Here is a 23,477-nt window from a genome sequence, read left to right as displayed (position 1 = left end):
TGCTACTCCAGCCAGCCGCGCCGGTGCGCTTCGGCAAGGAACGCCTCGACGTCGGGCGCGAGTGCGGTCGCGTTGAACGCCTGCTCCAGATCCGCGACGAGCGCGGCGACGTCGCGCGTGCCGTCGCAACGCTTCAGGATTTCGGCGGCGCTCTGGTTCAGCTTCACCATCCCTTCCGGATACAGCAGCACGAACGCCTCCTGCGCCGGCTCCCATTGCATGCGGAACAGCGTGCGGAGTTTCGGATGGCCGGACGCGCCGGCGGACGGGTCTCGTTGCGTGTCGTTCATTCCGGGAACGCCTTTTCGATCGCGTCGAGCATCGACCACAGGATGTCGAGCTTGAACTGCAGGATTTCGAGCGCGCGTTCCTGCTGCGCGCGCGTCGTGAAGTAGTCGAGCGTCACTTCGAGGCCGTGCTCGACGTCGCGCTGCGCGAGCGGTATCCGCGAGCGGAAGTACGCGAGCCCGTCCGGCTCGATCCACGGATAATGCTGCGGCCACGTCGCGAGCCGGTCCTTGTGGATCTGCGGCGCGAACATCTCGGTCAGCGACGAGCACACCGCCTCCTGCCACGGCGCGCGGCGCGCGAAGTTCACATAGGCATCGACCGCGAAGCGCACGCCCGGCGCGACGTGCTGCAACGACCACAGTTCGTCGCGGTCGATGCCGACCGCGTCGCCGAGCCGCGCCCACGTTTCGATGCCGCCTTCGTCGCCGCCGTGGCCGTCGTGGTCGAGAATGCGCGCGACCCAGCGGCGGCGCGTGGTCCGGTCCGGGCAGTTCGACATCACGGCCGCGTCCTTCAGCGGGATGTTGATCTGGTAGTAGAAGCGGTTCGCGACCCAGCCGCGGATCTGCGCGGGCGAGCAGCCGCCGCTGTTCAGCTTCACGTTGAACGGATGATGGATGTGGTAGCCCGCGCCCTTCGCGCGCAGCCGCGCCTCGAATGCGTCGCGCGTCCACGCGGGTTCGTCGTTCGTGTTCGCGCGTACCGGGGCGGTGCCAAACGTGTCCTTCGCGTTCATCTTCTCTCCTGCGTGAATGGTGCTGCGTTCGTTGCCGGGCTCTCCGTCGCTTGTGCGTTCTTCGTGTTCCTGCGTATTGTTCGTTTCGGTCGTCGGTTCGTCGGCCGCCGCGTCAAAGCTCGAACGTCATGCCGTCGCTCGCGACCTCGATCCCGTGTTCTGCCAGCACGCGCCGTTCCGGCCCGTCCTCGACGAGGATCGGGTTCGTGTTGTTTATGTGGATCAGCACCTTGCGGATCTTGCGCGGCCCGAGCGAATCGAGCACCTCGATCATGCCGCCCGGCCCCGACTGCGGCAGGTGGCCCATGTCGGCGGCGGTCTTGTTCGACAGCCCCAGCCGGATCATCTCGTCGCCGGTCCACAGGGTTCCATCCACGAGCAGAAGATCCGCTTCGCGCATCGCGTCGAGCACGTGCGGCTCGATCGCGCCGAGGCCCGGCGCGTAGAACGCGCGGCGGCCGCTGCGCGGGTTCGTGATCGTCAGGCCGAGGTTGTCGCCGCGCGCGGGCGCATGGCGGTGCGGCGAGTACGGCGGCGCCTTGCTCGACAGCGGCAGCGCGTCGATCTGCACGCCGGGTAGTTCGGCGAGCGACAGCGGCGCGCCGTCGAGTGCGATGCGCCGATGCTCGACGCCGCAGTAGTGCGACAGGATCGGCGCGACCGGAAAACCGGTGGACAGGTCGTCCCACACCGCATCGGTCGCGTACAGCGGCAGCGGCGTGTCGCGCTCGCGCAGCATCAGCAGGCCGGTCACGTGGTCGATCTGCGCGTCGATCACGAGCGCCGCCGCGATGCCGGTGTCGCGCGTGCGCCGCGCCGGTTGCAGTTCGGGATTCGCGGCGATCTGCGCGAGCAGGTCCGGCGACGCGTTTACGAGCAGCCAGTCCTCGCCGTTCGCGCTGACCGCGATCGACGACTGCGTGCGCCGTCTCGCGTTCAGCGTGCCGCGCCGCACGCCGTCGCAGTTGCGGCAGTTGCAGTTCCACTGCGGGAAACCGCCGCCCGCCGACGAGCCGAGTACCTTGATCTTCATTGGCCGCGAGCCTCCGTGACGAACATCGTTGCGAGCGAGCGCATCAACGGCTTGCGCAGGCGCGGATCGGTTGCGAGATGGCCTGCGTTCGCGATGTATTCGACGCGCGCGGACGGCACCGAACGCGCGAGACGGCCGAGATTCGCGGGCGGGCAGACCGGATCGCGGCGGCCGTGCAGCGCGACGAGCGGCACGCCGGCCGCCGCCGCGCGGCGCGCGAGCGTGAGAAGCCGTGGCTCGCCCAGCCAGCAGCGGTGACGCAGATAAAACGCCTGTACGCGGTATTTGCCGGCGAGTTTGTCGGCGCGGCGGCGCGACGTGCGGGTCGTCCGGCCGCCGGCGCGGCCGGGGCGTGCGGACGCGAGCACCGCGTTTTCATAGTCGCGCCATGCGAGCGCGACCGCGCGTTGCGTCGCGCCGTTCGCGCCGCGTTGCAGCGCGGCCTGGCAGCGCGACAGCAGCGCGGCGGGGCGTGTACCGGTTTCACAGCCGGCCGCGCGGCGCAGCCGCAGCCATTCGCGCGGCGCGCGCCGCCGCGACGCGACGAACAGGCCGCTGACCTCGCGCGCGGACGTCAGGAACAGGCCGCGCAGCACGACGCCGGTGACCGCTTCCGGGTGCCGGCCCGCATAAGCGAGCGCGAGCGACGCGCCCCACGAACCGCCGAGCACGCCCCAGCGCGCGATGCCGAGATGCCGGCGCACGGTCTCGATGTCGTCGATCAGCCGAGCAGTGTCGTTGCGGCGCACGCTGCCGTGCGGACGCGAAACGCCCGCGCCGCGCTGGTCGATCAGCACGACGCGCACGCGCGCGAGATCGAACAGCCGCGCGGTCGATGGCTGACTGCCGCTGCCGGGGCCGCCGTGCAGCGCGACGACCGGCACGCCGTCCGCCGCGCCGGCGACCGCGTAGGCGATCCGATGGCCGTCGCGCGTGCGCAGCAGCGAGAAGCGCGGCGCGGTCATGCGATGCGGATGTTGCGACGGCGTGGCGATGGCGGGTTGCGTCGGAGCCTCCTGTTCATGCGATTGCGATTGCGATCGAACGTCGGGCGGCGATGCTGCACCATGACGCGATTGGTTCATCGAGGGTTGCGTGAAATCCGTTGCCGGCGACGGGCGGTCCTGCGGCGATCCCACTGACGCTACGCTACGCGATCCGTCGATCGTCGCCGCGTTCGCCGCCGCACGATGCGCGCGCCGCGACGACGCGTGCGCAGTGCCGCGCGCCCCGCGTCTCCGTTCGATGCCGGCCACGGCGTCGCGCGCGCTCATCGCCACATCCTCGCGAGCAGGTTGTCCCGGTCGATCAGCTGATGCTTCAGCGCGCCGAGCAGATGCAGTACGATCAGCGCGATCATCACCCACGCGATGAACTCGTGCAGCCCGAAGAACAGTTCGCGCAGATGCGCGTCGTCCCAGCCCCACTGCGGCAGCGGAATGCCCCAGAAGCGCGTGCCGTACCGGTTGAACGACGAGCCGAGATAACCGGTGACCGGCATCGCGACCATTCCCACGTATAAAAGACCCTGCGTAGTGCGCGCGGCGGCGCGTTGCCACGGCCGCATCGGCGGCAGAGGCGGCGCACTGCGGGCCGCCCGGGCCGCGATGCGGATCAGCACCAGCAGGAAAACCGTGAGCCCGAGCGATTTGTGCAGGTTCAGCAGCACCGACTTCAGCGGCAGTCCGCGCGGCAGCCCGACCATGTAGAGACCGAGCGCGAGCAGCGCGACGATGCCGAGCGCGACCAGCCAGTGCAGCGCGATCTGCAGCGGCGTGTAGCGGGCCGGATGCGGCGCGCCCGCCTGCGATGCCGGCGGGGCGTGCAGGGTCGTCATGCTGTCTCCTTTGTCGACCGGGGTTGGCCGCTACGATGGCGTCTGCTCCGGTCCCATCCAAAGCCGTTAGTCAGTCATGCTTCTGACGAGCACCACTCCAAGCATAATGCGTATTCGCGGGGCCGGCGCGGCACTGCCGCGCGCGGCTCCGGGCGCGGCCCGTGGCATCAGCCGGCGATCAGGATCTCGCCGCGGCCGTCCACCGCGAGATCGCCGGTCAGCCGCGCGCGCGGCGGCGTGCGCCACGACGAGAACGGTTCGATTTCATCCGCGAGGCTGCGCGCGAGCAGCGCCCAGAACACCTCGAAGCCGCGTCCGCCTTCGCTGAACGTCGGCGGCAGCGACGCCGGCTCGCGCGCGAGCAGCAGCGTGCCGCGCCGCATCCCATAGGCATAATGCGGGCCGGGCGCGCCGGCGATCCCGACTGTGCCGGCGACGAGCCGCGCCGCCGCGAACGGGCCCGCGTCGCCGCCGACCAGCACGAGGCCGCGCCGCATCCGGTCCGCGAGCCGCGCGCCCGCATGGCCGCGGATCGTCAGCGTGCCGCCGGCCATGCCTTCCATGTCGCCGGGCAGCGCGCCGGCCGCGAAGTCGCCGCAGTTTCCGGCCACGTTGAGCCGGCCGCCGCGCATCTCGCAGCCGGCGAAGCCGCCCGCGTCGCCCTCGATCGCGAGCGTGCCGCCGGTCATTCGCAGTCCCGCGTAGTCGCCAGCCGCGCCGCGCACGATCAGCCGGCCCGTCTCCATTCGCGCGCCGATGCGGTCGAGCCATGCGCCCGCGGCTTCGATCGCGAGCGTCGGGCCTGCTTCGCTACCGGCCGCCGCATCGGTGCGCGATACGTCGAACAGGTCGCCGACCCTGTACGCATCGTTGCCGGCCGGCAGCGTCAGCCGCTCGACATCCGCGACCGCCAGGCCCGCGAGCGCGGCGGGCAGCAGCGCGGACGCATCGACGCGGGATTCGGGGGTGGTCCTGGCTCGCAGCGTGGTCGTGCTCATGCGCGCGCTCCACCCAGTTCCGCCGCCAGCGCATGCAGATGAAAGTGATACGGCCCGAGCTTGCCGCCGTAGTTCCCGGCCGAGATCCGCAGCACGCCGGCCGCGCGGCCCAGACGCGTCGCCGCGTCGATGCCGGCCTTCATCGCGGCCGCGACATCGGCCTCGGTCAGTCCGTCGATCACGATCTCCAGCACCGAACCGACCTCGCTCGTCAGTTCGCTCTTCGGTGACAGGCCGACGAGCGTTGGGCAGAACGCGTCGTTCGTCGATGCGCTCGCGCCCGCGTATTTCGATCCGACCTTCGAGCCGGAGCGCACGACGCCGCCCGGAAACGGCATCGCGACGTTCGGCAGCCGGCGCATCGCCGCGACCGCCGCTTCGGCCGCGACGAGTGCCGCATCGAGGTCGCGCGCGAGCAGCAGCAGGTTGCCGCCGCCGACCGCCTTCACGGTCTGCGCGGTGTCCTCGCAGACGAACTCGCCGTCCATCACCGGCACGCGCCAATAACGCGTGGGTCCGTTCCCGGTATCGATCATCTTCGCGATCTGCCAGCCGTCGCCGAAGAAACGCAGCCCGCTGCCGAGCGGCGCGGCATCCGAAAGCGGCGCGGCGCTCGCCGCCGGATCGATGCCGCCGTACACCGCCGTGGTCGGGCACGTCAGCACGCACTGGCCGACGCGCCGGCCGATCTGCTTCGCGAGTTCCTTCGACGACACCGCGAACAGCAGCACCGCCACGCCCGGCCGGCCGTCCGGCGTGTCGTTCGGCGCCAGCATGCGTTCGATGCCCGCCTCGCAGCCGCAGCCGATCACCGACGTCGCGAAGCCGGTCAGCGACACCGCCGCCTCGCGCGCCCACGCGGCGGTGCGCGCGGTGATGACGAGCCGCGTCGCCTTCATCGGGAACGCTTCCGCGAACGTCGCGTCGATCGCGGTGCCGTTGATCGTCAGGGGCGTGGGGTCGCTCATCGTGACGGCGCTGGGTCGGAAGGGGAGGACGCGCCGAAGCAGGCGACCGGCAGCAGCCGGCCGCCGCGGCAGCATTCGCACAGTTCGTCGTGGCCGATGCCCGCGTGCGCGAAGTTCGTCGCGAGGTTTTTTTCGCTGTATGCGCGCAGCGTCTTTTCGATGCCGGGGTCGAACTCCGGCGACACGAAGTGGATGCCGCCCGTCGGCGTCGCGACCAGCGTGCCGTCGCGCGCGACCAGTTCGCCGTCCTTGAACACGTAGGCGGGCGACGTGAACATCCGCTCGCGGTCTGGGTCGTCGCGATACACGGCGATGTCCGCCGCCGCGCCCGCGCCGAGGTGGCCGCGATCGGCCAGCCCGAGCAGGCGCGCCGGCCCGGCGCGCGTGATGATCGCGATCTCGTACAGCGAGAACTCGCGCTTCAATTCGGGCAGCGAACTCGCGACCGGCGCGTCCGGATGCAGCTTCGCCAGTTGCTCGTCGCGGAACGACTTGTCCATCAGCAGGCGGATCAGATGCGGATAACTCGTGAACGGGCCGCCGTTCGGATGGTCGGTCGTCATCGACACGCGCCACGGGTCGTCGATCAGCAGGAAGATTTCGAGGCCGATGATCCATTGCAGCGCGTTCACGAAACTCTGCTCGCGGTAGCGGAACGGCACCACGCCGCAGCCGGCGTCGCATTCGATGTCGCCGAGCACCCACTTGTGCGGCCGCGCGAGCGGCGCGTTGCGGAACTGCATCATCGTGTCGCCGGACGCGGTGACAGTCTGTCCGAAGATGATCTGCCCGACGTCGATCGTCACGTTGCTGCGCGCGTTCACGGCCTCCGCGATGCGCCGCGCGCCGGACGAGAACTTGCGCGGGCCTTCGTCGCCGTAGCTGTGGAACTGGATGTGCGTCAGGTGGATCGGCAGGCCTTCGGCCGCGTCCATCGTCGCGATCGTCGAGTCCTGGTTGCCCGGCACGCCGAGGTTGCTCGCATGCACGTGCAGCGGATGCGGGATGCGCAGCTCGGTCAGCGCGCGCGTGAGCGTTTGCAGCACGTCGCGCGGCGTGATTCCGTAGTGGACGTGCGGCTCGTCGACGTTCAGCGCGCGCTGGTTGAACTTGAACGCGGAGATGCCGCCCGGATTCACGACCTTCACGCCGAGCGCCTTGCTCGCGTGGATGGTCCAGCCGACGTAGTCGCGCAGTTGCTCGAAGTTGTCGCGCGCGGCGAGCATCCGCAGGAACAGTTCGTCGTTGCCGAGCATCACGTACGCGCCGTGGTCGATGATCGGCGTGTCGCCCATCTCCAGATGCGTGTGGCGTGCGTTCGACGGCATCATCGCCGGCTCGAACGCGGCCGTGTAGCCCATCTCCGCATAGCGGTAGCCGGTCGCGAGCGTGCCGGGCGTGCAGACGCCGCACGACGGCAGCCGCAGATAACGGCCGTTCGCGTCCTGCGCGGCTTCGTACGATGCGGCGCGCAGCGGGTCGTCGCGATGGTCTTCGGGCAGCAGTAGGCGCGACAGGTTGGTCTTGCCGCCGCCGATGTGCGAATGCAGGTCGATGCCGCCGGCCATCACGATCATGCCGGTCGCGTCGTACTCGCGGTCGGCGGGTTCGTTCGCCGGCGCATCGACGATGCGGCCGTCGCGGAACGCGACGTCGCGGCGTTCGCCGTCGATGCGGTTCGCCGGATCGTAGACGAGGCCGCCTTTCAGCCGGATCAGGCTCATGCGGACGCTCCGGCGTGCGGCGCGGCGCCGGAAGCGACGGCGAGCGGGATCGCTGCGATGCCGTTTGAAGCCGACGCGTTTGAACCGCCGGCCAGCGCGGCGACGCGCTCCGCGAGCTTCGCGACGACGTCATTGACGCCGGGCAGCGGCAGCCCGCGCGCGGCGGCGAGCGGCAGCACCACTGGACCATCGACGCGGAACAGATGCCCGCCCGCGTCGATGCCCGGCGTCGCGACCGGGATGAACACCGTCGATGCGCCGCGCGCGGCGAGCTGGGCGGCCAGCGCCGGATGCCCGAGCACGATCGCCGGGACGGCCGGAGCGAGCGCGGCCGGCAGCGGTTCCGCGCCGAAGCTCGCGATCCACAGCAGCAGATCGGTCTCGCCGCGTTCCAGCAGTTGCGCGGTGCGATACCGATACGGGTCGTGATCGAGCGGCGGTTCGCCCGCGAGCCGCGCCGGTTTCGCGATGCGCGTGCGCAGCGGCATCCCGGACAGCCAGGTGAGCGTCTGGTTGACCGTCGCCGCGCCGTCACCGCCGCCGAGCGCGAGTGCGCCGCCGCGCGTCGTGCGGTTCACCGCCTTTACGATCCGGCTCAACGCTTCGATCAGCAGCGCGGTATGGTCGCCGGGCAGCGCAGCCGGTTCGTACACGAACGCGGTGTAACGCGCGCCGGCGATCCGCTCGACCAGCGCGGCGAGCGTCGCGGTGTCGTCGCCGCTGCGCTGCGCCGCGCCGCTGCGGCTCTCGACCCGCGCGGACCAGCGCGCGAGCGTGTCGTACGGATCGGCATCGGCCAGCAGCGTTTCGACCGTCACGTCCGCGCTGCGGCTCGCATAGGCGGTCGCGGCGGGGTCCGCGTCGCAGCCGACGAACACGATCCGGCGCGCGAAACCGCCGTCGCCGGGTTGACCGAGTGCGCGTTCGTAAAAGCGCGGCTGCCGTTCGGCCGGCCGGCATGCGAACACGACGATGAGGTCCGCGCGCGTGCGGATTTCGGAGAGCGTCGTAAACAGCGCGCCGCGATCCTGCTGCGCGAGGATCGCGGGGGCGAGCGTTTCGCCATGCAGATGATCGAGCGCCGCGCCGCACGCGGCCGCGAGCGGGTACAACGCGCGCGCGCCGGCGACGTCGGTCGCGAGGCCGCCGAACAGCGGGCTATGCGCGCGGGCGAGCCGTTGTGCGGCGCGGTCGAGCGCGTCGGCGGCCGAGACCGGCGCGCCGTCGATCGACGCGCTGCATTGCGCGTCCGTGCCGCTGTAGCCGGCCAGCGCGTGCGCGAGTTTCGGGCAGCGCGCGTCCGGGGCGTCGAGCGTGCCGTCGGCATACGCGCGGATCGTCACGTCGTCGCATAGCAGCGCGCAGAACGGGCAGACCCAGTTCGACGATACGTCGGCCGCCGATCCATGTGGGGGTGTCGAGGACATGCGGCGTGTTCAGCAAGGTCCGTGCCGATGCAAACCGGTGTTCCGGGCCGGGTCGCGCGGCGCGCTACGGGGCCCGAGCGCGCGGCAGGAATGCGTGCACGCCGCGCGCGGGACTGGTGCGGAACGGCACCGAGGGCGCCGCGCGCCGCGCGTTGCGGGCCGCACAGGTTGTGCGCGGCGCCGGAGCAAAGTGTCACCTCGCGGGGACGCGCGGCGCTGCAAGCGCCTTGAAGGGCTGCGCCGTGTCGCGCGCGCCGATTGGCATGGAACTTGTGAGCACGCGCTACCGTGGTCAGCGACAACAGGCGCGGCTTGCGCGCCGTTCGCGAGCGGGCATGGCGGACCTTAGACCTCAGGGCTGCGCGGCGGCCGGTTCGTCGAGGCGCCGGTCGTGCAGCGCCGACGCGACGAGCCATGCATGCGCGCCGCTCTGGCGGGCGAGCCGCAGGTCGTCGCGGTCGCGGATGCCGCCCGCGCCGATCAACTGCGTGCCGCGCGGCGCGCGTTCGCGCAGTTGCGCGAGCGTCGCGACATCGGGGCCGGCGTAGCTGCCCACGTGGTCGAGCGTCATCGAGATCACGCGTTGCGGCCATTGCGCGGGGTCGTCGTCGCGGGCCAGCGCGTCGGCGGCGAGCAGCCGGCCCGCGCGGCGGTCGAGCGACAGGATCGGCGCGAAACCCGCGTGTCCGGCTTCGCGCAGCGCGGTGGGGTCGGTCAGCGACTCGGTGCCGAACACGGGGACGATGCGCGTGCGCAGCCGCGCGGCGTCGGAAGCGGATGAAGAGGCGGGTGAAGAAGCGGGTGAAGAAGCGGATGAAGCGGGCTGAATGATGGCGGGGGTGTCCACAGCGGACGACGAAGCGGGGAGCGCGCGCGCGATCGCATCGAAGTAAGCGAGCATCGCTGCGTGGCTCGCGAAACCCGCGTCGATCCAGATCGCGACGCCGGGCAGCGCGGCCAGCAGCGCGGCGAGCGTCGCCGCATGCGCGCCGCGTTGCAGGATCGCGCCGAGGTCGGCGACGTACAGCGTCTGCGCGCCGCTCGCGGCGACGAGCGCGCGGCCGATCGCGACCGGCTCGCTCGTCGCCGCGAGCGACGAACGGATCGGCCGGTAGCTGTCGCGTTCGCCGCGCACCGCGCGCACCGCGTGGCCGTCGAGCAGATCGATAACGGGTATGAGCTGCATGGAGAACCATTCCTTTGACCAGGATCTTCGTCTATGAGTATCTCACCGGCGGCGGCACCGACCCGGCGCAGTCCGCGGCCACGAGCCTCGCGGACCTGAGTGCGCTGATCGTCGAGGGCCGCGTGATGCGCGACGCGCTCGCCGCCGATCTGCACGCGCTCGGCGACGGCGTCGAGGTGAGCGTCGCGCGCTCGCGCTTCGAGGCGCCGGACCCCGCGCGCCGCGAGTGCGTCGCGCGCGACGGCGAAACGATGACCGCGTTCGTCGCGCGCGCTGCGCGCGAGCACGATTATGCGTGGATCGTCGCGCCCGAGTGCGACGGACTGCTGATGCGGATGCACGACGCGGTCGGCTCCGCGCGCTGGCTCGGCTGCACGAAGGAGGCGATCCGCGTCGCGTCGAGCAAGAGCGCCACCGCCGCGCTGCTGGCCGCGCACGGGATCGACGCGACGCCTTCCGTCGAGCCGGGCGACGCGCCCGCGGACCGCGCGGGCCGCTGGGTCGTGAAGCCCGACGACGGCGCGGGCGGCCTCGATACGTTCGTGTTCGACCGTTTCGACCACGCGTGCGGCGAGTACGATGCGCGCGCGGCGGACGGGCGTAATCCGGTGTTGCAGCGCTGGGTCGACGGCGAGCCGCTCAGCCTGTCGCTCGCCTGCGGCGACGGCGGCGCGACGCTGCTCAGCGTCAATCGCCAGCGGATCGGCTTGAGCGTTGCCGACCCGGCCGCGTTTCGGCCGGCCGTGGTCGAATTCGATGGCGTGGACGTCGCGCAGATTCCGCTCGCGAGCGCCCAGGGCCGCGCGCTCGACGGCCTTGCGCAGCGCGTCGCCGCGGTGCTGCCAGGGCTGCGCGGGTTCGTCGGCATCGATCTCGTGTGGCATCCGCAGCGCGGGCCGGTCGTCGTCGAGATCAATCCGCGCGTGACGGTCGCGTATGCGGGGATGTCGGCCGCGCTCGGGCATAACGTGGCGAGCCGGTTGCTGCGAATGGTCGGCGCGCGCGTGGACGGACTCGACGCCGGATGCACGGCGGGTTGCACGGCCGGTTGCACGGCGGGTTGCACTGCGGGAGCGTCGTCGTGAACGCGCGCGTGGAACTGCCGGCGCGCGCGGCATCCGTTGCGGTGGATGGGCGGCCGGTGTTCGGCTGGGACGTCGGCGGCGCGCATGTGAAGGTGTCGATGCTCGGCGACCGGGGCAACGTGGCCGACGTCGCGCAATGGGCCTGTCCGCTGTGGCAGGGGCTCGATTTTCTCGATCGCACCCTCGACCTCGTGTTCGAACGCTGGCCGCGCGCGCGCGAAACCGACGCCGTGCACGCGGTTACGATGACCGGCGAGATGGTCGATCTGTTCGAGGACCGCGCGCACGGCGTCGATGCGATCGCGCGCGCGCTCGCGGCGCGGCTGCGCGGACCGCTGCGCTTTTATGCGGGCGACGCCGGCTGGCTCGATGCGGACGCGTGCCGCGATGGCTGGCAACGCGTCGCGTCCGCGAACTGGCTCGCGACCGCGCATTGCGTCGCGTCGCGGCTCGCCGACGCGGTGCTGATCGACATCGGCAGCACGACGACGGACCTCGTGCCGGTCGAGCAGGCGCGCGTCGTCGCGACAGGGCATACCGACGCCGCGCGGCTCGCGAGCGGCGAACTCGTTTATCACGGTGTCGTGCGCACGCCGCTGTGCGGGCTCGCGCATCGGGTCGTTTTCGACGGCGTCGAGACGAACGTGATGAACGAATGGTTCGCGACGACAGCCGACGTGTACCGGCTGACCGGCGAACTCGATCCCGTGCACGACCTGTATCCAGCGGCCGACAACGGGCCGAAGACGCTGCTGGCGAGCCGCGCGCGGCTCGCGCGGATGATCGGCCGCGATGCCCATGAAGCGGACGTGCAGGCATGGCTCGAATTCGCGCGACGCTGGCGCGCGGTGCAACGGGATACGCTCGCGGCGAATCTCGCGAGCGTGACCGGCGCGCATCCGCGGCTGGCGGATGCGCCGCTGGTCGGCGCGGGGTGCGGGCGGTTTCTGGTGGAGGCGCTGGCGCGCGAGACGCGGCGCGACTATGTGGACTTCGGCGAACTGGCCGGCGTGCCGGCGCAATGCGCGTCGTGGGCCGCGACATGCGCGCCGGGCGTTGCGGTCGCGTTGCTCGCGGCGCGCGACGCGGCGGCGTTCGCGTGATGCGCGGTCATGCGGGCAGAGCGCCGCCCGGTCGATGCGAACCGAAGCGGGCCGCCGAACGATACAGGCAGCAGAACGGGGCTAACCGGAAGCGAGGAACACGGACATGTGGGTGGTCAAGATCGGGGGAAGCCTGAGTCACGATCCGTCGCTGCGGTTGTGGCTGACGGAGTTGCGCGAGGTTGGCGGCGGGCGGGTCGTGATCGTGCCGGGCGGCGGCGATTTCGCGGATCGCGTGCGGCAATACCAGAGCGAGTGGCAGTTCGACGACCTCGCCGCGCACAACATGTGTCTGCTGGCGATGACGCAGTACGGGCTGATGATGCAGGGCGTGCTGCCGGATCTGGTGATCGCGTCGAGCGAGGCGAAGGTTCGCCGCGCGCTGCGCGACGGCCGTGTCGCGGTCTGGGTGCCGACCGCGCTGATGCGCGACACGCCGGACGCGATGAGCAACTGGGACACGACGTCGGACAGCCTCGCCGCGTGGCTGTCGACGATGCTGAACGCGGAACGGCTGATGGTCGTGAAGTCCTGCCCGATCGATCCGGACGAGCCGCTGGAGACGTTCGCGCAGAACGGCGTGGTGGACCGGCGTTTCTTCGATTACGTGCGGGACGCGAATTATGTGGTCGAACTGATCGGGAAGGACAACGTCGAGTTGATGCGCGACCGGCTGTTGAACGAGCCGGTGACGCAGGGGTTTGTCGCGCGGGGCGGGGTGTGATCGAACGACGGCGCGCCGCCCCGTCGATGCGCTTCAGGAAGCCGGCCGCGCCGCGCCGCCGTCGCGCTGTGCGGACGGATTGAGCGGCGCAGCCGCGATCCCGGCGCTGCGCGCCCGATGCAGCGCTTCCACCCACTGCGCGACCCTCCGCGGATCGAGCCGCGATCCGCGCCCATCCGCGCACACCGCGCCCCTGAAGCCCGCGAAATCCGGCGCGAGCGCGCGCACCGAATCGAGTTGCGCCCATCCGAGCGACCCGGCAAGTCCGGTCATCGCGCCGCGTCTGCCGATCTCGCGCATCCAGCGCGCGAGCGTCGCGTCGTCCACGTGATCGAACAGCGTGCGCCCGTCCTTGCCGAGCGTATCGAACATCACGCCGACGAAACCGAGCGATGCGGCGTGCGAAACCATCCCGTCGTCCGCGCCCGCGTCGCACAGCAGCACCGGCACCACCGACGCCGGCAGCCCCGCGAGCAGATCGAGGCACGCGCGCGCCGACGGCCCCTGCGTGACGCCGACCTTCACGTAATCGACGCCCGCGTCGCTGACGGCCTGCACGCGTTCCGCGATGGCATCGAGCGCGTCGGACGGCAGGTCGCCGATCGTCGCGCTGATCGGCTTCACCGGAAAACGCGCGCGGACCTCGCGCGCGATCCGCGCGATCTCGGCCACCGGCAGGCCGCCCAGCGCGCCGTCGCGCGGCTCCTTCAGGTCGATCAGTTCCGCGCCGGCGCCGGCGGCGTCGAGCGCTTCGTCGTGCGAACGCACGCTCACGAGCAAGGCAGTCATCGGGTTTCTCCGGAGGTCGGGTGCAGCATGTCGGGGTGCGCGTCGGGTTCAGCGTTCGCCGCCGCGCGGTGCCGGGCGATCGCGTCGAGCAGCCATTCCCATGCGACGCGCTCGACGTCGCCGGCGGTCTTGTCGATTGCGATCTGGAGATAAGCGATCTCCGCATCGACCTTGGCGGCGGGCAGCATGAACAGGCGACTCACGAGGATCGCCCCTTCGACGACCGCCGTCTGCGCGCGGTTGAAGCCGGTAAACGGCGCATGCGTTTCCTGATGCACGCGGCGCATCTTCAGCACCGGCCGCTGCGGGTCGTCGCGGAATTCGTCGAGTTCGAGTTCGTCGTGCGCGAGCGGCGACGCGAGCCGGATGCCGGCGACGCGCGTCGCGCGCACGGTCGGCCAGTCGGTCGCGCTGCGCGTCACGCAGCCGGCGAAAATGCGCACGTCGGTCGTGTAGTTGACGACCGCGACACGCGTCGAAACGATGTTGTCGAGCGTCGCGGACGGCCGGAACGGCGCGAGGATCACGTGCTCGCCTTCGCGCCGCACGCCCATCGGCGCGATGTGGGGCCGGCCGTCAGGTGCGGCCGTGGTGACGATCGTTTCGTGGATCATGGTGGGAACGCATGTCGCACGGCGCCACGGGCCGGCGGTGTCAGTCAGGCCGCAGCGAGGCTGCGGGAACCGCGCTAACCGCAACAGGGCCGCGCAACGCGGCCCGTGCGGGGCTAGCGCGTTGCGATATACATCGTGATTTCAAAACCAAAACGCATATCGGTGTAGCTCGGTGTCGTCCATTGCATCACTACGTCCCTCCATTCTGGCTGTCACACATGAACCCGTCGCGCGGCGGAATGCCGACGCATCGCGGGCATCGACGTTCACGCAATCTTCATGCCGGAGCCGGCATGGCAGCCGCGAACCGCATGCCGTTGCGACGCGAATGGCGAACGACGCGCAATGGCCGGGCTGAGCGATCGTTATCGAGCCGCTGCTTAGGCCCCAGGCCGCGACTGTCACCGAATCGCAGCAAAGTGTTGCATCGCGTTCGGGCAGGGGTGCCGGTGTCACCGTTTTCATTCGGGAGCCTTTCGTTTGCGCGGATCAACGGATCTCATGTCCACCTCGCGTTGGATAACGCATCGCTTAACGCTGGCGAATGAATTCGTGAATTTTCATGTGCGCGCGGGTTGCCTACATTGCAGCACAGGTTCACGCGACACGCATCGCCGCTTCATCATCGGCCGGACGATGCGCTCGCACACTTCGAGGACGAGCGATGAACGACTTCAGCAAGGCGGCGATCGACACGGCGCGCGACGCGCACCGCACACGCAACGCGGGCGATCCGCGCGAACGCTACGCGGCGGGCGTGATGAAGTACCGCGAGATGGGTTACTGGCAGCCCGACTACACGCCGAAGGACACCGACGTGATCGCGCTGTTCCGCATCACGCCGCAGCCGGGCGTCGAGCCGGAGGAAGCGGCGGCGGCGGTGGCCGGCGAATCGTCGACCGCGACGTGGACGGTCGTGTGGACCGACCGGCTCACCGCGTGCGACATGTATCGCGCGAAGGCGTATCGGGTCGAGCCGGTGCCGGCGTCGAACGCGGCCGAGCCGCAGTTCTTCGCGTACATCGCATATGACCTCGATCTGTTCGAGGAAGGCTCGGTCGCGAACCTGACCGCGTCGATCATCGGCAACGTGTTCGGCTTCAAGCCGCTCAAGGCGCTGCGTCTCGAAGACATGCGCATTCCGGTCGCGTACCTGAAGACCTTTCAGGGACCGCCGACCGGCATCGTCGTCGAGCGCGAACGGCTCGACAAATACGGCCGACCGCTCCTCGGCGCGACCGTGAAGCCGAAGCTCGGCCTGTCCGGCAAGAACTATGGGCGCGTGGTCTACGAAGGGCTGAAGGGCGGCCTCGACTTCATGAAGGACGACGAGAACATCAACTCGCAGGCGTTCATGCACTGGCGCGACCGCTTCCTGTTCGCGACGGAGGCGGTGAACCGCGCGCAGGCCGAGACCGGCGAGGTGAAGGGCCACTATCTGAACGTGACCGCCGCGACGATGGAGGACATGTACGAGCGCGCGGAGTTCGCGAAGGAACTCGGCTCGTGCATCGTGATGATCGACCTCGTGATCGGCTGGACCGCGATCCAGTCGATGTCGAAGTGGGCACGCCGCAACGACATGGTGCTGCATCTGCATCGCGCGGGACACGGCACCTACACGCGGCAGCGCAGCCACGGCATCTCGTTCCGGGTGATCGCGAAGTGGCTGCGGATGGCCGGCGTCGATCACGCGCATGCGGGTACGGCGGTCGGCAAGCTCGAAGGCGATCCGCTCGTGGTGCAGGGTTATTACAACGTGTGCCGCGAGATGCGCAACGACGTGGATCTCGCGCGCGGCATCTTCTTCGAGCAGCCGTGGGCCGGCTTGCGCAAGGTGATGCCGGTGGCTTCGGGCGGCATCCACGCGGGACAGATGCATCAACTGCTCGACCTGTTCGGCGACGACGCCGTGCTGCAATTCGGCGGCGGCACGATCGGGCATCCGTCCGGCATCCAGGCGGGCGCGCAGGCGAACCGCGTCGCGCTCGAAGCGATGGTGAAGGCGCGCAACGAAGGGCGCGACATCGCGAACGAGGGGCCGGACATTCTCGAAGCGGCCGCCCGCTGGTGCACGCCGCTGAAGCAGGCGCTCGACACGTGGAAGGACGTGACGTTCAACTACGCATCCACCGACACGCCCGACTATGCGGTCACGCCGGCCGTCGCGTGAGCGCGCCGCTGGCCCGATCCATGCAACGGTGCGACTTCGTGTTGTTTCGCGCCGTTTTCCCGCACACCGAGAGGTTCATCATGCGAATCACCCAGGGGACGTTTTCCTTCCTGCCGGACCTGACCGACGCAGAGATCGGCCAGCAGATCGACTACGCGCTGCGCCAGGGCTGGGCGTGCTCGGTCGAATACACGGACGACCCGCATCCGCGCAACACGTACTGGGAAATGTGGGGGCTGCCGATGTTCGACCTGCGCGACGCGGCCGGCGTGTTGCAGGAAGTGCGCGCGTGCCGCGCCGCGTATCCGCGGCACTACGTGAAGGTGAACGCGTTCGATTCGGAGCGCGGGATGGAGACGATGCGGCTGTCGTTCATCGTGAACCGTCCGGATCACGAGCCGGGTTTCCAGTTGACTCGCTTCGACGCCGAACAGCGCGTGCAGCGTTACGGGTTGTCCGGTTACGCGGCGCGCGAGCCGGCCGGCTCGCGTTACGCGCCGAAGTCTTGATACCACGACGCGACGGAGACCCTCGATGAGCGCCGCCTGCGAAACGCTGCCGCCGGTCGATCGCGAAGCGCCGCGCGCGCCGGCTGCGGACGATGCCCGAACCGCGCCGGTCGATCTCGCGGCGCTGTATCGCGAGTCCGGCATCGGCGGCGTGCTCGACGAACTGGACCGCGATCTGGTCGGCCTCGCACCGGTCAAGACGCGCATCCGCGAGATCGCCGCGCATCTGCTGATCGAGCGGGCGCGCGCGTCGCTCGGCCTCGCGGCCGGCGCGCCGACGCTGCATATGTGCTTCTCCGGCAACCCCGGCACCGGCAAGACGACGGTCGCGCTCCGGATGGCCGAGGTGCTGCACCGGCTCGGTTATCTGCGGCGCAATCATCTGGTGTCGGTCACGCGCGACGATCTCGTCGGCCAGTACATCGGCCACACCGCGCCGAAAACGCGCGAGGTCATCAAGCGCGCGATGGGCGGCGTGCTGTTCATCGACGAAGCGTATTACCTGTATCGCCCGGACAACGAGCGCGACTACGGGCAGGAGTCGATCGAGATCCTGCTGCAGACGATGGAGAACCAGCGCGACGACCTCGTCGTGATCCTCGCGGGTTACGAGGACCGGATGGAGACGTTTTTCCAGAGCAATCCCGGCTTCCGGTCGCGGATCGCGCATCACCTGGCGTTTCCCGATTACGGCGAAGCGGAACTGCTCGACATCGCGCAGCGGATGCTCGCGTCGATGCACTACCGCTTCGATGCGGCGTCGCGCGCCGCGTTCGCCGACTATCTCGCGCGGCGCACGCGGCGGCCCGACTTTGCAAACGCGCGCTCGGTGCGCAACGCGCTGGACCGCGCGCGGCTGCGCCAGGCGAACCGGCTGTTCGTGTCGTCGCTCGCGGGCGGCCCGCCGCTCGACGAGGCGGCGCTCACGCTGATCGCGGCGTCGGACATCCGCGCGAGCCGCGTGTTCGCCGCCGCCCCCGACGATGGAAACGGGCGCGCCGGCGGCGCGCCGCCCGAACCGGTCACGAAGACTGCCTGAGGAGATCGCCATGCAGGACGGACGCACCACGCTCTCGAAGTTCCTGATCGACACGCTCGACCGCCGGCCGTCGCCGCACGCGGGCGCGGGGCTGTCCGCGCTGCTGATCGACGTCGCCGCCGCGATCAAGCAGATTTCGTCGGCGCTCACGCGCGGCGCGCTCGGCGGCCACTACGGGTCCGCGCAGACGTTCAACACGAACGGCGACGAACAGAAGAAGCTGGACGTCGTGACCAACGAGATCTTCGTGCAGCACTGCGAGTGGGACGGGCTGCTCGCGGCGATGGTGTCCGAGGAAATGGACGACGTGCATCCGGTTCCCGACAAATACGCGCGCGGCGACTACCTGCTCGCGTTCGATCCGCTCGACGGCTCGTCGAACATCGACGTGAACGGCGTCGTCGGGTCGATCTTCTCGGTGCTGCGGCGTCCCGACGGCATGGCCGAACCGTGCGGCGAGGCCGCGTTCCTGCGGCCGGGCCACGTGCAGGTCGCGGCGGGCTACGCGATCTACGGGCCGTCGACGATGCTCGTGCTGTCGGTCGGCAACGGCACGCACGCGTTCACGCTGGAGCGCGACGTCGGCAACTTCGTGCTCACGCACACCGACATCCGGATTCCGGACGACACCTGCGAGTTCGCAATCAACGCGTCGAACGAACGCTTCTGGGAGCCGCCGGTGCGCCGTTACGTGCAGGAATGCAAGGACGGCCGCATCGGCTGCCGCGAGCGCGACTTCAACATGCGGTGGATCGCGTCGATGGTCGCCGAGGTGCATCGCATCCTGATGCGCGGCGGCGTGTTCATGTATCCGCGCGACTTCCGCACGTCCGGCCTCGAAGGGCGGCTGCGGCTGCTTTACGAGGCGAACCCGATGAGCTTTCTCGTCGAGCAGGCGGGCGGGCTGTCGATCACCGGCCGCGAGCGCGTGCTCGATGTCGTGCCGCGCGCGCTGCACTGCCGCGTGCCGGTGATCCTCGGCTCGCGCAACGAGGTCGAGCGCATCGGCCGTTATCACCGCGAGCACGAGCGCGGCGAGGACAAGCCGTACACGTCGCCGCTCTTCAACGAACGCTCGCTGTTCCTGCCGGAAGCGTCGGCCTGACACGCGCGGGCGTCGCGGTTACAACAAACATCAGGGAGACACAGCCATGTCGGTAAAGCACCCGATCGTCGCGGTGACCGGCTCCAGCGGCGCCGGCACCACGACCGTGATGAAGAGCTTCACGCACATCTTCAGGCGCGAGAAGATTCGCGCGCAGGTCGTCGAGGGCGACGCGTTCCATCGCTACGACCGCAACGGCATGCGCGACGCGATGCAGCAGCGCGAACGCGACGGCGTCGCGAACTTCAGCCACTTCGGCCCGGATGCGAACCTGCTCGAAGAACTGGAGTCGCTGTTCGCGAGTTATGCGAAGAGCGGCGCGGGCCGCATCCGTCACTACGTGCATGACTCAGGCGAGGCCGCGCAGTACGGGCAGGACGCCGGCACGTTCACGCCGTGGGAGGACGTCGCGGCCGATTCGGACCTGCTGTTCTACGAAGGGCTGCACGGCGCGGCCGTCGCGGGCGGCATCGACATCGCGCAGCACGCGGATCTGCTGGTCGGCGTCGTGCCGATCATCAACCTCGAATGGATCCAGAAGCTGCATCGCGACCAGACGATGCGCGGCTACTCGCACGAGGCGGTCGTCGATACGATCCTGCGGCGGATGCCCGACTACGTGAACTACATCTGCCCGCAGTTCTCGCGCACCCACGTGAATTTCCAGCGCGTGCCGACCGTCGATACGTCGAACCCGTTCACGGCGCGCGAGATTCCGCAGCCGGACGAGAGTTTCGTCGTGATCCGCTTCGCGCGGCCGAAGGGGATCGACTTCCCGTACCTGCTGACGATGCTGCACGACTCGTTCATGTCGCGGCCGAACGTGATCGTCGTGCCGGGCGGCAAGATGGGCCTCGCGATGCAGCTGATCTTCACGCCGATGATCCTGCAACTGATGGACCGCCGCGCGCGCGCGTGACGAGCTTCGGCGCGCCAGCGCCGGCCGACAACGATTCGATACGGAGACACGACACGATGAAGCTCGATGCCGAAACGTCCGCCAGCGGCGACGATACCGAAACGGCCGGCGCGCGGCAGATGGCCGACGCGTTGCGGATGCTCGCGATCGACGCGGTCGAACGCGCGAACTCGGGTCATCCGGGGATGCCGCTCGGCATGGCGGAAATCGCGGTGGCGCTGTGGTCGCGGCACCTGAAGCACAATCCGGCCGATCCGCAATGGGCCGACCGCGACCGCTTCGTGCTGTCGAACGGGCATGGCTCGATGCTGCTGTATGCCCTGCTGCATCTGACCGGCTACGACCTGCCGCTCGACGAACTGAAGCGCTTCAGGCAACTGCACAGCCGCACGCCGGGGCATCCGGAAGTGGGCGTGACGCCGGGCGTCGAGACGACGACCGGCCCGCTCGGCCAGGGGCTCGCGAACGCGGTCGGGATGGCGCTCGCGGAGGCGCTGCTCGCGCGCGAGTTCAACCGGCCCGGCCATACGATCGTCGATCACCGCACGTATGTGTTCGTCGGCGACGGCTGCCTGATGGAAGGCATTTCGCACGAGGCGGCTTCACTCGCGGGGACGCTGCGGCTGAACAAGCTCGCCGTGCTGTACGACGACAACGGCATCTCGATCGACGGCGCGGTGGAAGGCTGGTTCGCGGACGACACGCCCGCGCGTTTCGAGGCGTATGGCTGGCACGTGCAGCGCGGCGTGGACGGCCACGACGTCGATGCGGTCGAGCGCGCGCTGGCCCGCGCGAAGGATGCGGAGCGGCCCGCGCTGATCTGCTGCCGCACGGTGATCGGGCGCGGCTCGCCGGCGAAGGCGGGCACGCACGACGTGCACGGCGCGCCGCTCGGCGAGCACGAAGTCGCGGCGACGCGGCGCGCGCTCGACTGGCCGTATCCGCCGTTCGTCGTGCCGACCGGCGTGCGCAACGCATGGGACGCGCGCTCGCGCGGCGCGGCCGCGCAGGCCGACTGGACCGCGCGTTTCGACGCGTATCGCACGCAGTATCCGGACGAAGCAGCGGAGTTCGAGCGCCGCATGCGCGGCGCGCTGCCTGCGCAATGGCGCGATGCGGTCCGCGCGACCGTGCACGACGCGAATGCGCGCGCGCAGTCGATCGCGACGCGCAAGGCGTCGCAACTGACGCTCGACGCGTATGCACAGGTGCTGCCGGAACTGCTCGGCGGCTCCGCGGATCTGACCGGCTCGAACCTGACCGCATGGAGCGGCGCGGCGGACGTGCAGGCGGACGGCGCGGGCGTGTCCGGCGGCAACTACGTGCACTACGGCGTGCGCGAGTTCGGGATGAGCGCGATGCTGAACGGCATCGCATTGCATCGCGGTTTCGTGCCGTTCGGCGGCACCTTCCTGACGTTCTCCGACTATGCGCGCAACGCGGTGCGGATGGCCGCGCTGATGAAAACGCGCTCGATCTTCGTGTACACGCACGATTCGATCGGCCTAGGCGAGGACGGTCCGACGCATCAGCCGATCGAGCACGCGGCGAGCCTGCGGCTGATTCCGGGCCTCGACGTGTGGCGGCCGTGCGATGCCGTCGAAACCGCGCACGCATGGGCCGCCGCGATCGGGCGCGGCGGCCCGACCTGCCTGCTGCTGAGCCGCCATAACCTGCCGTTCGCCGCGCGCGACGACGCGCAGATCGAAGCGATCACGCGCGGCGGTTACGTGCTGCGCGACTGGCTCGACGGCGCGCTGCGCAGGGTCGTGCGCAGGGTGGTGCTGATCGCGACCGGTTCCGAGGTGGCGCTCGCGCTGGACGCGATCGATCTGCTCGCGACCGCGGGCATCGCGGCGCGCGTCGTGTCGATGCCTTCGACGTCGGTGTTCGAGCGGCAGCCGCGCGACTGGCGCGACGCAGTGCTGCCGCCGGACGTGCCGCGCGTCGCGGTGGAGGCCGGCGTGACGAGCGGATGGAGACAGTACGTCGGGCTCGACGGCGGCGTGGTCGGGATCGACACGTTCGGCGAGTCCGCGCCCGCCGCGCAGCTTGCCGCGCATCTGAACCTGACCGCGCAGGCGGTCGCCGATGCCGCGCGCCGCGTCGTGCTGCGGGTCGACTGAACGGTTTTCGATCGACTTGTCTTGACCTACCGGATGGAGGATGTGATGCCCCTCATCGCCTTGCGACAGTTGCTGGATCACGCGGCCGAGAACGGCTACGGCGTGCCGGCGTTCAACGTGAACAACATGGAGCAGATCCACGCGATCATGCAGGCCGCCGACGCGACGAAGAGTCCGGTGATCCTGCAGGCGTCGGCCGGCGCGCGCAAATACGCGGGCGAGCCGTATCTGCGGCACCTCGTGCTCGCGGCGCTCGAAGCGCATCCGGACATCCCGGTCGTGCTGCACCAGGACCACGGCGCGAGCCCGGCCGTGTGCCAGCAGGCGATCCGGTCCGGCTTTTCGTCGGTGATGATGGACGGCTCGCTGCTGCCGGACCAGAAGACGCCGGCCGCGTACGACTACAACGTCGAGGTGAGCCGGCGCGTCGTCGATGCCGCGCATGCGGTCGGCGTGTCGGTCGAAGGCGAACTCGGCTGCCTCGGGTCGCTCGAAACCGGCGAGGCGGGGGAGGAGGACGGCGTCGGCGCGTCGGGCGCGCTGTCGCGCGACGAACTGCTGACCGATCCCGAACAGGCCCACGCGTTCGTCGATGCGACCGGCGTCGATGCGCTCGCGATCGCGATCGGCACGTCGCACGGCGCGTACAAGTTCAGCCGGCCGCCGACCGGCGACATTCTCGCGATCGACCGGATCGCGCAGATTCACGCACGCATCCCGGACGTGCATCTGGTGATGCACGGGTCGTCGTCGGTGCCGCAGGAATGGCTCGACGTGATCCGCGAGTTCGGCGGCGAGATGCCGGACACCTATGGCGTGCCGGTCGACGAGATCCGGCGCGGGATTGCGAACGGCGTGCGCAAGGTGAATATCGACACCGACATCCGGCTCGCGATGACCGGCGCGATGCGGCGCTCGCTCGCGCAGGCGCGCGGCGAGTTCGATCCGCGCGCGGCGCTGAAGGCGGCCACCGCCGCGGCGCGCGACCTGTGCGCGGCGCGCTTCGATGCGTTCGGCTGCGCGGGCGCGGCCGAGCGGATCCGGCCGCTGCCGCTCGACGCGATGGCGCGTCGTTATCACTGAGCGGGGCG

At 70.1% G+C, this 23,477-nt stretch carries 23 protein-coding genes; 10 read left to right on the top strand and 13 right to left on the bottom strand.

Annotated features, from left to right (window positions below):
- Window positions 1-2: 2 nt before the first annotated feature.
- The 10 genes from pqqD to BLV92_RS18515 form a co-directional block, all read right to left on the bottom strand.
- Window positions 3-290, bottom strand: coding sequence for a pyrroloquinoline quinone biosynthesis peptide chaperone PqqD (gene pqqD / locus BLV92_RS18560; RefSeq protein WP_090547721.1), 288 nt, complete (start codon window positions 288-290; stop codon window positions 3-5).
- Window positions 287-1,027 (bottom strand): pyrroloquinoline-quinone synthase PqqC, encoded by a 741-nt coding sequence (gene pqqC, locus BLV92_RS18555; protein WP_090547720.1) that lies wholly within the window; start codon window positions 1,025-1,027, stop codon window positions 287-289. The genes pqqD and pqqC overlap by 4 nt, the downstream gene beginning before the upstream one ends.
- A 112-nt stretch (window positions 1,028-1,139) precedes the next feature.
- The gene (gene pqqB, locus BLV92_RS18550) at window positions 1,140-2,060 is read right to left on the bottom strand and encodes a pyrroloquinoline quinone biosynthesis protein PqqB (protein ID WP_090547718.1); all 921 of its coding nucleotides are present in this window, start codon (window positions 2,058-2,060) and stop codon (window positions 1,140-1,142) included.
- The gene (locus BLV92_RS18545) at window positions 2,057-3,025 is read right to left on the bottom strand and encodes an alpha/beta fold hydrolase (protein ID WP_090551161.1); all 969 of its coding nucleotides are present in this window, start codon (window positions 3,023-3,025) and stop codon (window positions 2,057-2,059) included. The genes pqqB and BLV92_RS18545 overlap by 4 nt, the downstream gene beginning before the upstream one ends.
- A gap of 305 nt (window positions 3,026-3,330) precedes the next feature.
- The gene (locus BLV92_RS18540; protein WP_090547717.1) at window positions 3,331-3,897 is read right to left on the bottom strand and encodes a cytochrome b; all 567 of its coding nucleotides are present in this window, start codon (window positions 3,895-3,897) and stop codon (window positions 3,331-3,333) included.
- A 167-nt stretch (window positions 3,898-4,064) separates the two neighbouring features.
- On the bottom strand, window positions 4,065-4,895 hold the full coding sequence (locus BLV92_RS18535; protein WP_090547715.1) for a formylmethanofuran dehydrogenase subunit C: 831 nt from the start codon (window positions 4,893-4,895) through the stop codon (window positions 4,065-4,067).
- Window positions 4,892-5,863, bottom strand: coding sequence for a formylmethanofuran--tetrahydromethanopterin N-formyltransferase (fhcD, locus tag BLV92_RS18530; RefSeq protein WP_090547713.1), 972 nt, complete (start codon window positions 5,861-5,863; stop codon window positions 4,892-4,894). The genes BLV92_RS18535 and fhcD overlap by 4 nt, the downstream gene beginning before the upstream one ends.
- On the bottom strand, window positions 5,860-7,587 hold the full coding sequence (locus BLV92_RS18525) for a formylmethanofuran dehydrogenase subunit A (protein ID WP_090547712.1): 1,728 nt from the start codon (window positions 7,585-7,587) through the stop codon (window positions 5,860-5,862). The genes fhcD and BLV92_RS18525 overlap by 4 nt, the downstream gene beginning before the upstream one ends.
- Window positions 7,584-9,014 carry a molybdopterin-binding domain-containing protein gene (locus tag BLV92_RS18520; RefSeq protein ID WP_090547710.1) on the bottom strand — a complete coding sequence of 477 codons (1,431 nt, stop codon included), beginning with the start codon at window positions 9,012-9,014 and terminating at the stop codon, window positions 7,584-7,586. The genes BLV92_RS18525 and BLV92_RS18520 overlap by 4 nt, the downstream gene beginning before the upstream one ends.
- Before the next feature lie 352 nt (window positions 9,015-9,366).
- Window positions 9,367-10,200, bottom strand: coding sequence for a HisA/HisF-related TIM barrel protein (locus tag BLV92_RS18515; protein WP_090547708.1), 834 nt, complete (start codon window positions 10,198-10,200; stop codon window positions 9,367-9,369).
- A gap of 14 nt (window positions 10,201-10,214) precedes the next feature.
- Between BLV92_RS18515 and BLV92_RS18510 the strand changes: the two genes are divergently transcribed.
- From BLV92_RS18510 to BLV92_RS18500, 3 genes are all read left to right on the top strand, one after another.
- Complete coding sequence (locus tag BLV92_RS18510) at window positions 10,215-11,285, top strand: ATP-grasp domain-containing protein (protein WP_090547707.1); 1,071 nt, start codon at window positions 10,215-10,217, stop codon at window positions 11,283-11,285.
- A gap of 14 nt (window positions 11,286-11,299) precedes the next feature.
- A complete protein-coding gene (locus BLV92_RS18505) occupies window positions 11,300-12,388 on the top strand; it encodes a hydantoinase/oxoprolinase family protein (protein WP_244283935.1) in 1,089 nt (362 codons plus the stop codon).
- A gap of 106 nt (window positions 12,389-12,494) precedes the next feature.
- The gene (locus tag BLV92_RS18500; protein WP_090547704.1) at window positions 12,495-13,112 is read left to right on the top strand and encodes an amino acid kinase family protein; all 618 of its coding nucleotides are present in this window, start codon (window positions 12,495-12,497) and stop codon (window positions 13,110-13,112) included.
- 33 nt (window positions 13,113-13,145) lie between these two features.
- Here BLV92_RS18500 and BLV92_RS18495 read toward each other — a convergent pair whose 3' ends face one another.
- The 3 genes from BLV92_RS18495 to pqqA all read right to left on the bottom strand — a co-directional run bounded on the left by BLV92_RS18495 (window position 13,146) and on the right by pqqA (window position 14,703).
- Window positions 13,146-13,901: a (5-formylfuran-3-yl)methyl phosphate synthase gene (locus BLV92_RS18495; protein WP_090547702.1), complete on the bottom strand. Its 756-nt coding sequence runs from the start codon at window positions 13,899-13,901 to the stop codon at window positions 13,146-13,148.
- The gene (locus tag BLV92_RS18490; protein ID WP_090547701.1) at window positions 13,898-14,515 is read right to left on the bottom strand and encodes a DUF447 domain-containing protein; all 618 of its coding nucleotides are present in this window, start codon (window positions 14,513-14,515) and stop codon (window positions 13,898-13,900) included. The genes BLV92_RS18495 and BLV92_RS18490 overlap by 4 nt, the downstream gene beginning before the upstream one ends.
- A gap of 113 nt (window positions 14,516-14,628) precedes the next feature.
- The gene (gene pqqA, locus BLV92_RS18485; RefSeq protein ID WP_013342881.1) at window positions 14,629-14,703 is read right to left on the bottom strand and encodes a pyrroloquinoline quinone precursor peptide PqqA; all 75 of its coding nucleotides are present in this window, start codon (window positions 14,701-14,703) and stop codon (window positions 14,629-14,631) included.
- A 476-nt stretch (window positions 14,704-15,179) separates the two neighbouring features.
- Here pqqA and BLV92_RS18480 point away from each other — a divergent pair, with 476 nt between their 5' ends.
- The 7 genes from BLV92_RS18480 (at window position 15,180) to fba (ending at window position 23,469) form a co-directional block, all read left to right on the top strand.
- Window positions 15,180-16,688 carry a form I ribulose bisphosphate carboxylase large subunit gene (locus tag BLV92_RS18480; protein ID WP_090547699.1) on the top strand — a complete coding sequence of 503 codons (1,509 nt, stop codon included), beginning with the start codon at window positions 15,180-15,182 and terminating at the stop codon, window positions 16,686-16,688.
- 80 nt (window positions 16,689-16,768) lie between these two features.
- Entirely contained in the window at window positions 16,769-17,197 is a 429-nt protein-coding gene (locus BLV92_RS18475; RefSeq protein WP_090551158.1) for a ribulose bisphosphate carboxylase small subunit, read from the top strand.
- A 25-nt stretch (window positions 17,198-17,222) separates the two neighbouring features.
- Window positions 17,223-18,236: a CbbX protein gene (gene cbbX, locus BLV92_RS18470; protein WP_090547698.1), complete on the top strand. Its 1,014-nt coding sequence runs from the start codon at window positions 17,223-17,225 to the stop codon at window positions 18,234-18,236.
- A 10-nt stretch (window positions 18,237-18,246) separates the two neighbouring features.
- A complete protein-coding gene (locus BLV92_RS18465; protein ID WP_090547696.1) occupies window positions 18,247-19,341 on the top strand; it encodes a class 1 fructose-bisphosphatase in 1,095 nt (364 codons plus the stop codon).
- Window positions 19,342-19,387: 46 nt separating this feature from the next.
- Entirely contained in the window at window positions 19,388-20,260 is an 873-nt protein-coding gene (locus BLV92_RS18460; protein WP_090547694.1) for a phosphoribulokinase, read from the top strand.
- A gap of 119 nt (window positions 20,261-20,379) precedes the next feature.
- Complete coding sequence (gene tkt, locus BLV92_RS18455; RefSeq protein WP_090551156.1) at window positions 20,380-22,386, top strand: transketolase; 2,007 nt, start codon at window positions 20,380-20,382, stop codon at window positions 22,384-22,386.
- A 45-nt stretch (window positions 22,387-22,431) separates the two neighbouring features.
- A complete protein-coding gene (gene fba, locus BLV92_RS18450; protein WP_090551153.1) occupies window positions 22,432-23,469 on the top strand; it encodes a class II fructose-bisphosphate aldolase in 1,038 nt (345 codons plus the stop codon).
- Window positions 23,470-23,477: the final 8 nt, after the last annotated feature.

The sequence above is a fragment of the Paraburkholderia caballeronis genome (genome assembly GCF_900104845.1).
Taxonomy (GTDB): domain Bacteria; phylum Pseudomonadota; class Gammaproteobacteria; order Burkholderiales; family Burkholderiaceae; genus Paraburkholderia; species Paraburkholderia caballeronis.
Note: the sequence above shows the minus strand (reverse complement) of the source record. Positions and strands in the feature narration are given on the sequence as shown.